Consider the following 13,582-nt stretch of genomic DNA (forward strand, 5'->3'; position numbering starts at 1 on the left):
ATGCCTGCCCCCAGCCGGCCGCCTGCTCAGATGGCAAGGCCGCCCTCGTTGAATTTGTGAATGCGCGACCGGTCCGGCGTCAGATAGACTGTATCGCCTGCTTGCGCGGCAAAATCGCCGCTGCCGCGCGCTGTCACCATGCCGATCCCGTCGGCGTCGATATGCAGGAAGGTGTCGGAACCAAGATGTTCGGCGACGACGACCCTGCCCTTCCAGTCGCCGGTCTCCATCGACAGCAATATATGTTCGGGGCGGATGCCGATCGTATGTGCGCCGAGCTCGGCCGCGTTCTGGCCCTTGATGAAATTCATCTTCGGCGAGCCGATGAAGCCGGCGACGAAAAGGTTGCGCGGGCGGCTGTAGAGCTCGAGCGGCGAGCCGACCTGTTCGATATTGCCCCTATTCAGCACGACGATCTTGTCGGCCATGGTCATGGCCTCGACCTGATCGTGGGTGACGTAGATCATCGTCGTCTTCAGCTGCTGATGCAGTTCACTGATCTCGAGACGCATGTTGACGCGAAGTGCAGCATCGAGGTTCGACAGCGGTTCGTCGAACAGGAAGGCCGAAGGCTGGCGCACGATGGCGCGGCCAATCGCAACTCGCTGGCGCTGACCGCCGGAAAGCTGGCGCGGCTTGCGCTCCAGATAGTCGGTGAGGTTCAGCACCCGCGCCGCATCCGCCACCTTGCGGTCGATCTCCGCCTTGTCGACGCCCGCCATCTTCAGCGGGAAGGCGATGTTGTTGCGCACGCTCATATGCGGATAGAGCGCGTAGGACTGGAACACCATGGCAAGCCCGCGCTCTGAAGGAGCCGTTTCGGTGGCGTCCCTGCCGTCGATGACGATCTTGCCGCCGGATACATCTTCAAGGCCGGCAATCAGCCTGAGCAGTGTGGATTTGCCGCAACCGGATGGGCCGACGAAGACGACGAATTCGCCGTCGTTGATGTCGAGATCGATCGAAGGGATGACCTTGGCTTCGCCGAAGACCTTGGAAACCTTCTGAAGGGTAATGCTGCCCATGTTTCTCTCCCTTTTCTTATTTCACTGCGCCGAAGGTCAGGCCGCGGACGAGTTGCTTCTGGCTGAACCAGCCGAGGATCAGAATCGGCGCGATCGCCATGGTCGAGGCGGCCGAAAGCTTGGCGTAGAACAGGCCCTCGGGGCTGGAATAGGAGGCGATGAAGGCCGTCAGCGGCGCCGCCTTCGAGGCGGTGAGGTTGAGCGTCCAGAAGGCCTCGTTCCAGGCAAGGATGATGTTCAGGAGCAGCGTCGAGGCAATGCCCGGCACCGCCATCGGCGTCAGCACATAGACAATCTCCTTCATCAGCGACGCCCCGTCCATGCGCGCCGCTTCGAGGATCTCGCCGGGAATTTCCTTGAAGTAGGTGTAGAGCATCCAGACGATGATCGGCAGATTGATCAGCGTCAGCACGATCACCAACCCTGTGCGCGTGTCAAGCAGGCCGGAATTGCGGAACATCAGATAGATCGGGATCAGTGCGCCCACAGGCGGCATCATCTTGGTCGAGAGCATCCACATCAGCACGTCCTTCGTCCGCTTGGTGGGCGAAAACGCCATCGCCCAGGCGGCCGGAATGGCGATGATGAGACCGATCAGCGTCGAGCCGAAGGAAATGACCACCGAATTCATGAAGTGGCTGAGGTAGTTCGACCGGCTTTGCACCTCCGCGTAGTTCTCCGCCGTCCAATGGAAGAACAGGAACTGCGGCGGCGAGGCAATAGCGTCGGCTTCCGATTTGAAGCTCGTCAGGAACGTCCAGAGGATCGGAAAGAAGATCAGGATTCCGAGCGTCCAGGCAATTGCGGTCACGATGACCTTGCGCCGGGTAGAGGCTTTTCTGGCCATCTCTCAAGCCTCCAGATTCTTGCCGACGAGGCGGACGAGGAAGATCGCAACGATGTTGGCAAGCACGACCGCGACGATGCCGCCCGCCGAAGCGCCGCCGATATCGAACTGCAGGAGCGCCTGCGCATAGACGAGATAGGTGAGATTGGTGCTGTCGGTGCCCGGCCCGCCATTGGTGGTGACGAGGATTTCGGCGAAGACCGAAAGCAGGAAGATCGTCTGGATCAGGATGACGACGGTGATGGCGCGGGCCATGTGCGGCAGGATGATGTAGATGAATTTCGAGATCGCCCCGGCGCCGTCCATTTCCGCCGCCTCCTTCTGCTCCTCGTCGAGCGACTGCAGCGCGGTCAGTAGGATGAGGGTGGCAAAGGGCAGCCACTGCCATGCAACGATAAGGATGACAGACAACAGCGGCGCATTCGCAAGCCAGTCGATCGGCTGCAGGCCCAACGCCTTCGCAAGATGCGCAAACAGGCCGTTGACCGGGTTCATGAACATGTTCTTCCAGACGAGTGCTGCCACCGTCGGCATGATGAAGAAGGGCGCGATGACGAGGATGCGCACGATGCCCTGGCCGTACATCGGCTGATCGAGCAGCAGCGCGAAGCCGATGCCGCCGACGACGGTGATGACAAGAACGCCGGCGACAAGCAGCAGCGTATTGATCAGCGCGGCAATAAAGGCCGGATCGGAAAGGAAATATTCGTAGTTCAGCAGGCCGACAAAGCTCTCCATGCCGGGGCTGAGCAAATTGTAGTTCAGGAGCGAGAAATAGATCGTCATCGCGAGCGGAACGATCATCCACGCAAAAAGGAACAGCACGGAGGGCGCAATCATCAGGCGCGCCGCGGAGCGAGTATGTAATGTTGCCATGGCAATCACCGATCTGATCTGAAGCGGGGAGCGGCCGCAAGGCAGCTTTGTCTGGAAAAGAGGCCGCCGATGCGGTTCGGGCAATCGGCGGCCCAGAGGGGCGGATTGTCAAGGATCCGCCTTCTCAGGAGGTTTTATTTGATGTAGCCGGCCTTGGTCATTTCGCGGGTTGCCAGCTGCTGTGCGCTCTTCAACGCCTGATCGACCGAAATCTGGCCGGCAAGGGCTGCCGAAAACTGCTGGCCCACTGCCGTGCCGATGCCCTGGAATTCCGGGATCGCCACGAACTGGACGCCGACATAGGGGACCGGCTTCACGGTCGGCTTTGTCGGATCCGCCGAGTTGATCGAATCGAGCGTCATCTTGGCGAAGGGAGCAGCCTTCTGGTACTCCGCATTCGCGTAAAGCGAGGTGCGGGTGCCGGGAGGTGCGTTCAGCCAGCCCTCCTTCTCGGCGACGAGGTTGGTGTACTCCTTGCTCGTTGCCCAGGCGACAAATTTCTCGGCGGCTTCGACCTTCTGCGAGCCTGCCGGGATGGCGAGGTTCCAGGCCCAGAGCCAGTTGCCGCGCTTGCCGAGGCCCTTGTCGGGGGCGAGCGCGAAGCCCACCTTGTCGGCGACGGTGGATTCCTTCGGATTGCTAACGAAGGACGCGGCAACGGTGGCATCGATCCACATGCCGCACTTGCCGGTCTGGAAGAGCGCCAGGTTTTCGTTGAAGCCGTTGGAAGAAGCGCCCGGAGGACCGGCGTCCTTCATCAGCTTGACGTAGAAATCCAGTGCTTCCTTCCACTCGGGCTGGTCGAACTGCGGTTTCCAGCTTTCATCGAACCAGCGGGCGCCGAAGGAGTTTGACATGGCGGTCAGGAAGGCCATGTTCTCGCCCCAGCCGGCCTTGCCGCGCAGGCAGATACCGTAGATTTCCTTGTCCTTATTGGTGATCTTGCGGGCAGCATCCGCCACGAAGTCCCAGGTCGGGGCGTCCGGCATCTTCAGACCGGCGGCGTCAAACAGGTCCTTGCGGTACATGACCATCGAGCTTTCGCCGTAGAACGGCGCCGCATAGAGCTTGCCGTCTGTGGTCAGGCCGCTGCGGATTGCCGGCAGCAGGTCCTCGACGTCGTAATTGGCGCCGAGATTGTCGAGCGGCAGCAGCCAGCCCTGTTTTGCCCAGATCGGAACTTCATAGGTGCCGATCGTCAGAACGTCATACTGACCACCCTTGGTCGCGATGTCGGTCGTGACCTTCTGGCGCAGCACGTTCTCCTCGAGGGTCACCCATTCAAGGTCGATGCCGGGATTCTTCGCCTTGAAGTCATCCGTCAGCTTCTGCATCCGGATCATGTCGCCGTTGTTGACGGTGGCGATTGTCAGCGTCTCGGCCGAAGCCATGCCGGCAAACGCCAGTGCTGAGCAGGCGCCCAGCAGGAAAGTTCTCAATGTCATATCTTCCTCCCAGAAGATGAGATGTGAGCATTCGCTTTGCTCATGAGCAATTACTCACCACCGGACAAAAAATGTCAATCAGCAATCGTTGCTGCGATGCCGAAGGCGATATCCTTCCCCTTGATTTGATTATAATATTTTTTGCTCAACCTCTGAGCAAAAACTCAGCAGTCTCTTCGTCGGTGATCAGCGCGTTAATTTGATGGCCGACGAGGGCAGCTCTGATCGCCTTGAATTTGCGCTTGCCTTTGGCAAGCCCGATGACAATCGATGCCTCGCGGGACGGGATCGGCGCCGAGGCGACGCGCTCGTTGATCGGGTTGTCGAGCAGCTTGCCGTCGACGTCGAAGATCCAGCCGCAGATTTCACCGACAGCACCCCCGCGCATCAATTCCATCATCTCGTCCTTCTCGAGAAAACCATCGACGCAGAGCGGCCCGTCAATGCCGAGTTCGCCGATGCCGACGAAAGTGACGTCGGCCTGCGCGCTCATGTCGAGCGTTGAACGCACCAGCTGCTGGCCATGCAGCAGCTCCCGTTCCTCGGCCGAGGTGACGAGCACCGGCAGCGGCATCGGATAGTGCCGCGCCTTGACCGCATCCGCCATGCTGAAGATGACATTGTAATAGGCGGCTGAGCCGTCTGGCGCGATGTTGCCGGTCAGTGAGACGATCCGGTGATTGGGACATTCGATCACCGGAAGCTGGTCGACGGCCGCCTTCAGCGTGCGGCCGGTGCCGACCGCCAGCACGATCGGTTCCGGCCGCTTCAGCCAGCGCTCGATCTCGGCCGCGGCCGCCTCGGCGATACCGACGGTGGTCGATGAGGAACCCGCATCGCTCGGCACCACCTCCACATGTTTCAGCCCGAATTTCCGTCGCAGCTGGTTGGCAAGCTCGAGGCAGGCGGCGATGGGATGATCGAGCCGCACCTTGATCAGACGCTCGGCGACTGCAAGCGACACCAGCCGCTGCGCCGATTGCCGTGAGATGCCCATCGCGGCGGCGATTTCGTCCTGCGTGCGCCCGGCGACGTAATATAGCCAGCCGGCACGGGCCGCATCGTCGAGCCGCGCAGGGGTCTCGGATCTTTTTGCCATATGATGCCTACCGCGAAAAATGAGCCGGCTTGCCGCCGGCATGATGTGAGTCTCTATCGCGTCAGATCAAAACAAAATTCTTGAAAAAGTCGAGCCTGTTGACGCCACCGCTCAGGCGAACCATTGCATGACGAAATAAATCGACGCCTTCGCGAGACCGTAAATCACACCGCCGGCAATCACGAGCGACACGGTCGTCATGATGAAGCCGATGAGTGCGAAGAGCCCGTCACGGCCCATTATACCGAAAGCGAAAACCGAGATGGTGATCGCCGGCAGGATGTTGCCGAGCGGAACCGGCAGAACCAGCACGAGAGAAAGCAGCAGACAGGCAAGGCCGGCGAAATACTCCGCCGGCGGCTCGGCGAAGATCGCAAGCCTCGGCTTCAGCATGCGCTCCGCCCAGGCGAGCCAGCGGTGGATGCGCCCGACGATGGCCTCAAAATCCTCCCGCCGCATCGAGCGGTTCGCAATCGCCTTCGGCAGCCAGGGTTTGAGCCCGAAGGTCAATTGCACCGCCAGAAAAACCAGCGGTGCGCCGAGCACGGCCGAGGTGCCGGGCGGGGTGGGGAAGGCGTTCGGCAGCGCGAAAATCAGCATCAGGGCGCTGATCGCCCGGTCGCCCATCGTCTGGAACACGTCGCCGATCGAAATCCACTCCCGGCTTCGGTCGCCTGCCAGCTGCCGCAGGACAGCTGAGAGGCGGCGGCCTTTGGGACGTGGCGGACGTGGTCTTCTGCGTCTAGGGGAATCGGCGTTTTCGATGGTCATGATACCGGCAGATGATGGAATGCGAGATCCGATTTTGGCCGCGCAATATGCCAATTGAATGACTTATGACGCAGGAAATCGAATGAGAAGACCTGTGGGCGCGATTTACGTTCGACCATCGCCCTTTGTGCCCGCAAACGCATGGCAGGCGGATGCATGAAGGCTTGTAATTGCCTGCCAACAGTGCGAGCAGACGCTGAAGGCCAGAGAAACGGCAGGCAGGCTATGATCATTTCATTCGACATCGGCGGTTCCGCCATCAAAGGCGGCATCGCCCGCTCCGAGACCGACATCGTTCCCCTCGGTCGCCGTCCGACGCCGAAGGACGATTTTGCCGCTTTCGTCGAGACCCTGCGCGACATCATCGCCGAAACGGGCGAACGGCCGAGCCGCATTGCGCTGTCGACCGCTGGCGTCGTCGATCCCGATACACAGCGGCTGACCTGCGCCAACATATCCTGCATCCACGGCCGCACGCTCGCAGCCGACCTCGAAGCCGAACTTGCTCTGCCTGTTCTGATCGCCAATGATGCCGACTGTTTCGCGATGGCTGAAGCCGGTCTCGGCGCCGGCCGCGGCCACCGTATCGTCTTCGGCGCCATCCTCGGCACCGGCGTCGGCGGTGGCCTGGTCGCCGACGGGCGTCTCGTCAACGAGGCAGGCGGTTTCGCCGGCGAATGGGGCCATGGCCCGATCCTCGCCTCCGCAGCCGGCAATCCGCCCACCGCCATTCCCGTCTATGCCTGCGGCTGCGGCCAAAGAGGCTGTGTCGATACGGTCGGCGGCGCCCGCGGACTGGAGCGGCTGCATAAGACGCTACACGATCTCGAACTCTCGAGCGAAGAGATCATCGGTCAGTGGCGACAGGGGGAGGAGAAGGCGACACGCACCATCGACGTCTATATCGATCTCGTCGCCTCGCCGCTCGCCCTGACGATCAACATCACCGGCGCCACAATCGTTCCGGTCGGCGGCGGACTTTCCAATGCCGAGCCCTTGCTTGCCGAGCTAGACAAGGCGGTGCGCGCCCGGATCCTGCGCAGGTTCGACCGCCCGCTGGTGGTACCGAGCGAGTGCCGCATCGAACCCGGTCTGATCGGCGCGGCGCTCTTGGGGCTGAAGGCGGAAGCGACCACGGCTTAAAGCACCGGCCACATCCGCACGATCGCTGCGAACCTGTCCCAGTCTTTGCGTTCCAAGGGCGTCCACGCGGCTTCGGCGACGGCCGGAAGGCGCGGGAAGACCAGCCGGTTGAAATAGGCGCGAGAGAGGAAGTTTTCAGTCCAGATGCAGGCTTGGACGCCAAGCATCTTCTCCCGCAGCGCATCCGGCAACTCACCCTCGGCCTCGTAAGCATAGGTATGTTCCGGCGGCGCATGGCCCGCCCAGCTCGCGCCGGGCTCGGACCAGGCTTCCGCCTGGGCCATGTCGAGATAATAGGCTTGACCCGGCGTCATCACCACATCGTAGCCTTGCTGCGCCAGCTCGATGCCGACAGCGGGCTTTTCCCAGGCCATCAGCAAAGTGCCGTCGCGATCGACGCCGCCACCATGTGAGACTTCATTCCACCCGGCGAGCTTCTTGCCGCGCTCCGACAGCATTGTCTTGATCCGCTTTAGGAAATAGGATTGCAGCTCGGCCGTGCCGGCAATTTTCTCCCGTTCCATCAGCGCCGTGCAAAGCGGCGAGGAAAGCCAGGCGCCGCTTGCGACCTCGTCCCCGCCGATATGAAAATATTCACCGGGAAACAACGTGACCATCTCGTCGAACACCTTGCCGAGAAATTCATAGGTGAATTCGACCGCCGGGTTGAGGGCATTGTTGGGATAACCCTGCACGGCGCGATAGCTATCCGGCGCCTCCTGGCCGTCGACGAGGCCGGTCAGTGACAACAGCGTCGCGGTGCTATGCCCGGGAATATCGATTTCCGGCACCACTTCGATATGAAGCGACGCAGCATGCGCGACGATCCGCCTGACGTCCTCCTGCGCGTAATGGCCGGAGCGCGTTTCCGCCCCGTCGCCGAGCTGCGGCACGAGCGCCTCGTCCGGCCCACGCCGCGCGCCGGTCTCCGTAAGCTGGGGATAGGTCTTGATCTCCAGCCGCCAGGCTTCATCGTCAGTGAGGTGCCAATGAAAGATGTTAAGCTTGTTCCAGGCAAGAATATCGAGCAGCCGTAGGACGTCTGCAACCGAATAGAACTGCCTGGCCACATCGAGATGGCAGCCGCGCCAGTTATAACGAGGCTGATCGGCGATCGTGCCGAAACTGGGAAATCGGAAGTGCTCTCGATCGGTACGGGCGCCGTGCATGAGTTGCGCCAGGCTGATCAGCCCATAGTGCAGGCCCGCCGCATCGGCGCTGGAGAGCACGATCTCATGCGCGGTAAACCGTAATTCATAGGCGAACGCAGCGATCGACGATTCGGTGACGAAACGAATAGCGCGCCCGCCCTCTGCGGCGCAGAGCGAGAACGGCACGTTTTCAGCCGGATAGAGCCGCTGGTGGAGCGAAAGAACCAGGGACAACGTCTTGACCGCCTCCGGCCGTGTCCTCTCGGCCGGATAAAGAACGACAGGCAGCTCTCCCGCCTTCAGCCCGAGCGCCAGCGGCCAGGGCAGCAGCGAATAAGGCTCCTCTACCCGGCCCGGCGGCAAAAGCGGCGGCGCCGCACCGCCATCCCGGCCTTCGAGAAGCAGATCGCCGAAGCCGACAGGAAGATGGCGACCGTCGCCAAGTGTCAGATAGGCCGATTTGACCCCTGACGTCACATGTTTCGGCTCACGGGTCAGCCCCTCGACGGTGAACTGCCAGCGCCCGCCCGGCGGCACGCTCAGCCCCTCGGGTGGCCGGACTTCATGGAAATGCGCGACCTGCCGCTTCAGGCTGCCGCCATCGCAGACATGTTTATCGGCAAGCCGCGTCTCCGACGTGTAGGCGAGCAAGAAGCCGGAAAGAGGCTCGGAGGAAAGGTTGAAGAGCGTGAAGTTCAAGCGCCCGAAACCGCCTTCGATCGGACGCCAGCTCGTTTCCAGACGATAATCAGCCATGCTCGCGCCCTTTCCCGTCGATGAGCGGCCGGGTCCGCGGCACTCTCCCGGCATGCTTCCACGAGCTTAGCTTTTTCGAGACGGCAAGGGAATCGGCGCGAGCTCAGGCGAAGCAGCCTCGAAAGGAAAACGGCGCGGCTTTCGCCGCGCCGCCTTCACTCGGCTGCCAACGCCGGCGGATGTCTGTCACCCGCCTCTTCCTGGATGGCGTCGGCATCTCGGCCTGGCTCGTTCTTTGCGTTCGGCTCACGGCCGAAGAAAAGGGCGTAACCGGCGGGTAGAACCAGAATGGTGAGCACTGTCGCGACCAGGATGCCACCCATCATCGCGTAGGCAAGCGGACCCCAGAAGACGCCGCGAGAGATCGGGATCAGCGCCAGCACAGCGGTCAGCGCCGTCAGCATGATCGGCCGGAAACGCCGCACCGCAGCACCGACGATCGCCTCCTGCCGGTGCATGCCGGCCTTGATGTCCTGGTCGATCTGGTCGACCAGGATGATCGAGTTGCGCATGATGATGCCGAGCAGCGCGATGACGCCGAGGATCGCCACGAAACCGAAAGGCGCGCCGCTGATCAGTAAGGCTGCCGCAGCCCCGATGATGCCGAGCGGACCGGTGGCAAGCACCAGCATCGCCTTGCCGAAATGCTGCAGCTGCACCATCAGCAGCACGATGATGACGGCAAGCATGATCGGCGCCTTGGCGGCGATCGACATCTGGCTTTCCGCCGCATCTTCGGCGCCGCCCTGGATCTCGACCTTGTAGCCGGCAGGCAGGCTGTCGCGCAGATCCTTCATGTCGGCATACATCTTCATTACCACGTCGTTCGGCTGCACGCCGTCTGGCAGCGTCGCACGCACGGTGATCGTCGGCAAACGGTCGCGCCGCCATTCGACGCCCTGCTCCATGACGGGCACGACCTTGGCGACCTGCGAGACCGGCACGAAGCCGCCGAAATCGGTCGGCACGTAGACGGAGTTGACAGCCGACAGCAGCGAGCGGCTGGAATCCGGCTCGCGGGCGACGATCGAGACCGTCTCCTCGCCGTCACGGAAATCGTCGAGCGGCGCCCCGGACATAGCGGTTTGCAGCATCTGGCGCACACGCTGCGAGGTCACGCCCAGCGCCCGGGCGCGGTCCTGGTCGACCACCAGCTTCATCGCCGGCACCTGTTCCAGCCAGTCGTCGTGGATGGCGCCGAGCATCGGGTTGGCTTCGAAGCGCGCCTTCACCTGATCAGCGATCGCTCGCACTTCCTGGCGGTCGGGCCCCATGACGCGCATCTGGACCGGCCAGCCTGTGGGCGGGCCGAGGAACAGGCGGTCAACCTTGCCGCGGATCGAGGGGAAATCCTCCGCAAGGATTGTACGCAGCTTGACGATCAGCCGTTCGCGCGCCGGTTCGTCATTCGCCATGACCAGAAGCTGGGCAAAGTTCGGATTGCGCAACTGCTGGTCGAGCGGCAGGAAGAAGCGCGGCGCGCCTTCGCCGATATAGGTGGCGATGAACCGCTTGTCGGGATCATCCATCATCTTCGCTTCGAGCGCCTTTGCCTGCACCTCGACTTCCCGAATGCTGGTGCCCTCGGGCAGCCACAGATCGACGAGAATCTCAGGCCGCGACGACTGCGGGAAGAAATTCTGCGGAATGAACTGGAAGGCCCAGAGGCTGGTAATGAAGGTGCCGAGCGTCAACAGCAGCACGATCACCCGATGGCGAACCGCCCAGCCGACCGTGCCGCGCAGTCGGCGGTAGAAGCTCGTGTCGAAAGCATCGTGATGCTCGCCGGCGTGATGGCGCTGCTTGAGGATCATGTAGCCGAGCCATGGCGTGAAATAGACCGCGACGAACCATGAAGTGACCAGCGCGATGCCGACGACATAAAACAGTGAGCGCACATATTCGCCGGCTGTCGATGCGGCGAAACCAACGGGGATGAAGCCAGCCGTGGTGATCAGCGTACCCGTCAGCATCGGGAAGGCAGTCGAGGAATAGGCGAAGCTTGCCGCTTCGACCTTGACGAGCCCCTCCTCCAGCTTCCGCTCCATCATTTCGACGACGATCATTGCATCGTCTACGAGCAGGCCGAGCGCGATGATCAGCGCGCCGAGCGAGATGCGCTGCAGGTCGATGCCGAGTTCGTACATCAGTGCGAAGGTGAAGGCGAGCACCAGCGGAATGGCGATGGCGATGACGAGGCCGGACCGCCAGCCGATCGACAGGAACGAGACAACAAGCACGATGACCAGGGCTTCGCCAAGCGCGTGCATGAACTCGCTGATCGCGTCCGTCACCACGTCGGGCTGGTTGGCGATCTGGTCGACCGCAACGCCGTAAGGCAGCGCGTCCTCGAAGTGGTGATAGGTCGTTTCCACATCCTTGCCGACATCGGTGACGTTAAAGCCCTTGGCCATGACGACGCCGACCTGAACGCTTTCGTGCCCGTTGAACCGGTACTTGCGCTGGTAGGGGTCTTCGAGCCCGGAACTGACCGTGGCGATATCGCCGAGGCGGGTCACCTGACCGCCGGCCCGCAGGCGCAGCTCACGTATATCGGCAGCCTTCTTCACATCGCCTTCGACCGAAATACGCACAGAACGAAGGCCGGTATCGACCGAACCCGCCGGATCGACATTGTTCTGGCCCTTGATGGCGTTCTGCAGATCGAGGATCGTCAGGCCGCGCTCGGCGAGCGCCTTGGACGAGACGTCGATATAGATCTTTTCCGGCTGATCGCCGATGATGACTGCCTTCTCGACGCCCGGCGTTGTCAACAGCATGTCGCGCGCCTGGATCGCGAACTTCTTCAATTCCGGATAGGAATAACCCTCGCCGCTGATCGAATGCAGCGTGATGAAGGTATCGCCGAACTCATCGTTGAAATAGGGGCCGAGCAGGCCCTGCGGCAGCTCGTTCGCGATATCGCCGACCTTCTTGCGCACCTGATAGAAGGCATCCGCCACTTCCTGCGAATTCGTGTCGCCCTTGACCTGCAGGGTGATGATCGCGCTGCCCGCTCGCGTATAGGATTTGACCCAGTCGAGATGTGGCGTTTCCTGCAGCTTGCGCTCGATCTTGTTGACGACCTGATCTTCCATTTCCTGGATGGAGGCACCCGGCCAGAGCGCCTGAACGACCATGACGCGGAAGGTGAATTCGGGATCCTCGCGCTGGCCCATGCGCATCAGGCCGAGCACGCCGGTGACGATGATGAGCCCGAAGAGGAAGCGCGCAATGCTCGGATGTCGGATTGCCCAGCGCGACAGATTGAAGGGCCGCTTTTCGGTGGCGGTTGCGTCCATGGTCTTGTTCCTTTTACGACGCGATCAGCGCACGGTCTGATCCGTATCAACCAGGGCTGATTGCTGATCCGGCACCTTCACCTTCAGGTTCTCGCTCATGAATTGGGTGCCGGCGGCAACGATGAGATCGCCGCTATCGAGGCCCTCGGTCACATGCACGCCATCGCCGGTGAAATCGGCGACCTTGATGGCCCGGCCATGCACCGTCGCCGTGTCGCGGTCGACGGTCCAGACCATCTGCTTGCCATCCTTCTCAGCCAGCGCGCTGAGCGGAATCGAGACATAGCTGCTGCCGTTGTTTACATCGGCCTCGATCGTCGCGGTCATGCCGAGCAATACGCGCGGATCGTTCGGCAGGCTCACCCGAACCGCAAATGTGCGCGACTGCTGGTCGGCGCTGCCGGAAACCTCCCGCACCTTGCCGTCGAGTACCAGCCCGTCATCCGCCCAGAAACTGGCCTTGACCGTCTTGCCGGGCTTGAAGTCGGCAATGTCGTTTTCCGGAACCGCGATCTGAACTTCCTTCTCGCCATCGACGGCAACCGTGACGACGGGGCTTCCGGAGCCGACGACCTGGCCGATGTCGGCATTGATCGACGTGACAATGCCACTCTGCCCGGCCTTGAGCTCGGTATAGCTCACCTGGTTCTTCGCCTGGTCCAACGCCGAGAGCGCCGCATCGCGCTGCGAGACCGCTTGGTCATGGCTGAGCGCGGCCTGCTCGAGCTGCGACTTCGGAGCGACGCTCTTGTCGAACAGTTGCTCGGCGCGCTTGTTGGCGAGATCGGCGGTTTCGACGCCCCTTTCCGCAGCGGCGAGATTGGCCTCCGCCGTCTTGACAGCGAGCTGGTAATCCGTGGCATCGACCCGGGCGAGAACGTCGCCCGGCATCACCCGGTCGCCGATATCGACGAGCCGCTCGGTGATCTTGCCCGCCACCCGGAATCCGAGATTCATCTCCGTGCGCGCCTTGACCGAACCTGAATAATCAAGCTTGCGGGTATCGTCGGCCCTGGCAATCTCGACGACCTTCACCGGCCGGATAACTTCCTTGACCTCAGCGTTTTCTTCCGAGCAGGCGGAAAGGCCGATGCCGATGGCGCCGACGAGCACGAGGCTCGCGACGGACGGCATGCGATTACTGACGGTCTTCAGCGAAAACATCTT

General features: G+C 62.0%; 11 protein-coding genes. 1 reads left to right on the forward strand and 10 read right to left on the reverse strand.

What is annotated here, in order from left to right; genetic code table 11:
- Nucleotides 1-26 precede the first annotated feature (26 nt).
- The 7 genes from J2J98_RS18735 to J2J98_RS18765 all read right to left on the reverse strand — a co-directional run bounded on the left by J2J98_RS18735 (nt 27) and on the right by J2J98_RS18765 (nt 6,308).
- Nucleotides 27-1,025, reverse strand: a complete 999-nt coding sequence (locus J2J98_RS18735; RefSeq protein ID WP_064708622.1) for an ABC transporter ATP-binding protein — start codon at nt 1,023-1,025, stop codon at nt 27-29.
- A 16-nt stretch (nt 1,026-1,041) separates the two neighbouring features.
- Nucleotides 1,042-1,872: a carbohydrate ABC transporter permease gene (locus J2J98_RS18740; RefSeq protein ID WP_138394971.1), complete on the reverse strand. Its 831-nt coding sequence runs from the start codon at nt 1,870-1,872 to the stop codon at nt 1,042-1,044.
- A 3-nt stretch (nt 1,873-1,875) separates the two neighbouring features.
- Nucleotides 1,876-2,748 carry a carbohydrate ABC transporter permease gene (locus tag J2J98_RS18745; protein ID WP_138394972.1) on the reverse strand — a complete coding sequence of 291 codons (873 nt, stop codon included), beginning with the start codon at nt 2,746-2,748 and terminating at the stop codon, nt 1,876-1,878.
- Between the two features lie 134 nt (nt 2,749-2,882).
- Complete coding sequence (locus tag J2J98_RS18750) at nt 2,883-4,193, reverse strand: ABC transporter substrate-binding protein (protein ID WP_064708620.1); 1,311 nt, start codon at nt 4,191-4,193, stop codon at nt 2,883-2,885.
- 145 nt (nt 4,194-4,338) lie between these two features.
- Complete coding sequence (locus J2J98_RS18755) at nt 4,339-5,292, reverse strand: sugar-binding transcriptional regulator (protein ID WP_207601816.1); 954 nt, start codon at nt 5,290-5,292, stop codon at nt 4,339-4,341.
- Between the two features lie 111 nt (nt 5,293-5,403).
- Nucleotides 5,404-5,982, reverse strand: a complete 579-nt coding sequence (locus J2J98_RS18760; protein ID WP_171049247.1) for an exopolysaccharide biosynthesis protein — start codon at nt 5,980-5,982, stop codon at nt 5,404-5,406.
- A gap of 77 nt (nt 5,983-6,059) precedes the next feature.
- Nucleotides 6,060-6,308, reverse strand: a complete 249-nt coding sequence (locus J2J98_RS18765) for a hypothetical protein (RefSeq protein WP_207601817.1) — start codon at nt 6,306-6,308, stop codon at nt 6,060-6,062.
- Here J2J98_RS18765 and J2J98_RS18770 point away from each other — a divergent pair.
- A complete protein-coding gene (locus J2J98_RS18770) occupies nt 6,289-7,206 on the forward strand; it encodes an ROK family protein (RefSeq protein WP_207601818.1) in 918 nt (305 codons plus the stop codon). The genes J2J98_RS18765 and J2J98_RS18770 overlap by 20 nt on opposite strands.
- Here J2J98_RS18770 and J2J98_RS18775 read toward each other — a convergent pair.
- The 3 genes from J2J98_RS18775 to J2J98_RS18785 all read right to left on the reverse strand — a co-directional run bounded on the left by J2J98_RS18775 (nt 7,203) and on the right by J2J98_RS18785 (nt 13,579).
- Nucleotides 7,203-9,113 (reverse strand): beta-N-acetylhexosaminidase, encoded by a 1,911-nt coding sequence (locus J2J98_RS18775; protein WP_207601819.1) that lies wholly within the window; start codon nt 9,111-9,113, stop codon nt 7,203-7,205. The two genes, J2J98_RS18770 and J2J98_RS18775, sit on opposite strands and share 4 nt — an antisense overlap.
- A 155-nt stretch (nt 9,114-9,268) precedes the next feature.
- Nucleotides 9,269-12,415, reverse strand: coding sequence for an efflux RND transporter permease subunit (locus tag J2J98_RS18780; protein ID WP_207601820.1), 3,147 nt, complete (start codon nt 12,413-12,415; stop codon nt 9,269-9,271).
- Nucleotides 12,416-12,439: 24 nt separating this feature from the next.
- A complete protein-coding gene (locus J2J98_RS18785; protein ID WP_207601821.1) occupies nt 12,440-13,579 on the reverse strand; it encodes an efflux RND transporter periplasmic adaptor subunit in 1,140 nt (379 codons plus the stop codon).
- Between the last annotated feature and the right edge of the window lie 3 nt (nt 13,580-13,582).

It is taken from the genome of Rhizobium bangladeshense (genome assembly GCF_017357245.1).
In the GTDB taxonomy this organism is placed as follows: domain Bacteria; phylum Pseudomonadota; class Alphaproteobacteria; order Rhizobiales; family Rhizobiaceae; genus Rhizobium; species Rhizobium bangladeshense.

Coding starts and splice junctions, on each gene's coding strand:
- J2J98_RS18735 (WP_064708622.1), bottom strand. CDS start 1,025: ATGGGCAGCATTACCCTTCAGAAGGTTTCCAAGGTCTTCGGCGAAGCC.
- J2J98_RS18755 (WP_207601816.1), bottom strand. CDS start 5,292: ATGGCAAAAAGATCCGAGACCCCTGCGCGGCTCGACGATGCGGCCCGT.
- J2J98_RS18745 (WP_138394972.1), bottom strand. CDS start 2,748: ATGGCAACATTACATACTCGCTCCGCGGCGCGCCTGATGATTGCGCCC.
- J2J98_RS18750 (WP_064708620.1), bottom strand. CDS start 4,193: ATGACATTGAGAACTTTCCTGCTGGGCGCCTGCTCAGCACTGGCGTTT.
- J2J98_RS18770 (WP_207601818.1), top strand. CDS start 6,289: ATGATCATTTCATTCGACATCGGCGGTTCCGCCATCAAAGGCGGCATC.
- J2J98_RS18780 (WP_207601820.1), bottom strand. CDS start 12,415: ATGGACGCAACCGCCACCGAAAAGCGGCCCTTCAATCTGTCGCGCTGG.
- J2J98_RS18740 (WP_138394971.1), bottom strand. CDS start 1,872: ATGGCCAGAAAAGCCTCTACCCGGCGCAAGGTCATCGTGACCGCAATT.
- J2J98_RS18785 (WP_207601821.1), bottom strand. CDS start 13,579: ATGTTTTCGCTGAAGACCGTCAGTAATCGCATGCCGTCCGTCGCGAGC.
- J2J98_RS18775 (WP_207601819.1), bottom strand. CDS start 9,113: ATGGCTGATTATCGTCTGGAAACGAGCTGGCGTCCGATCGAAGGCGGT.
- J2J98_RS18765 (WP_207601817.1), bottom strand. CDS start 6,308: ATGTCGAATGAAATGATCATAGCCTGCCTGCCGTTTCTCTGGCCTTCA.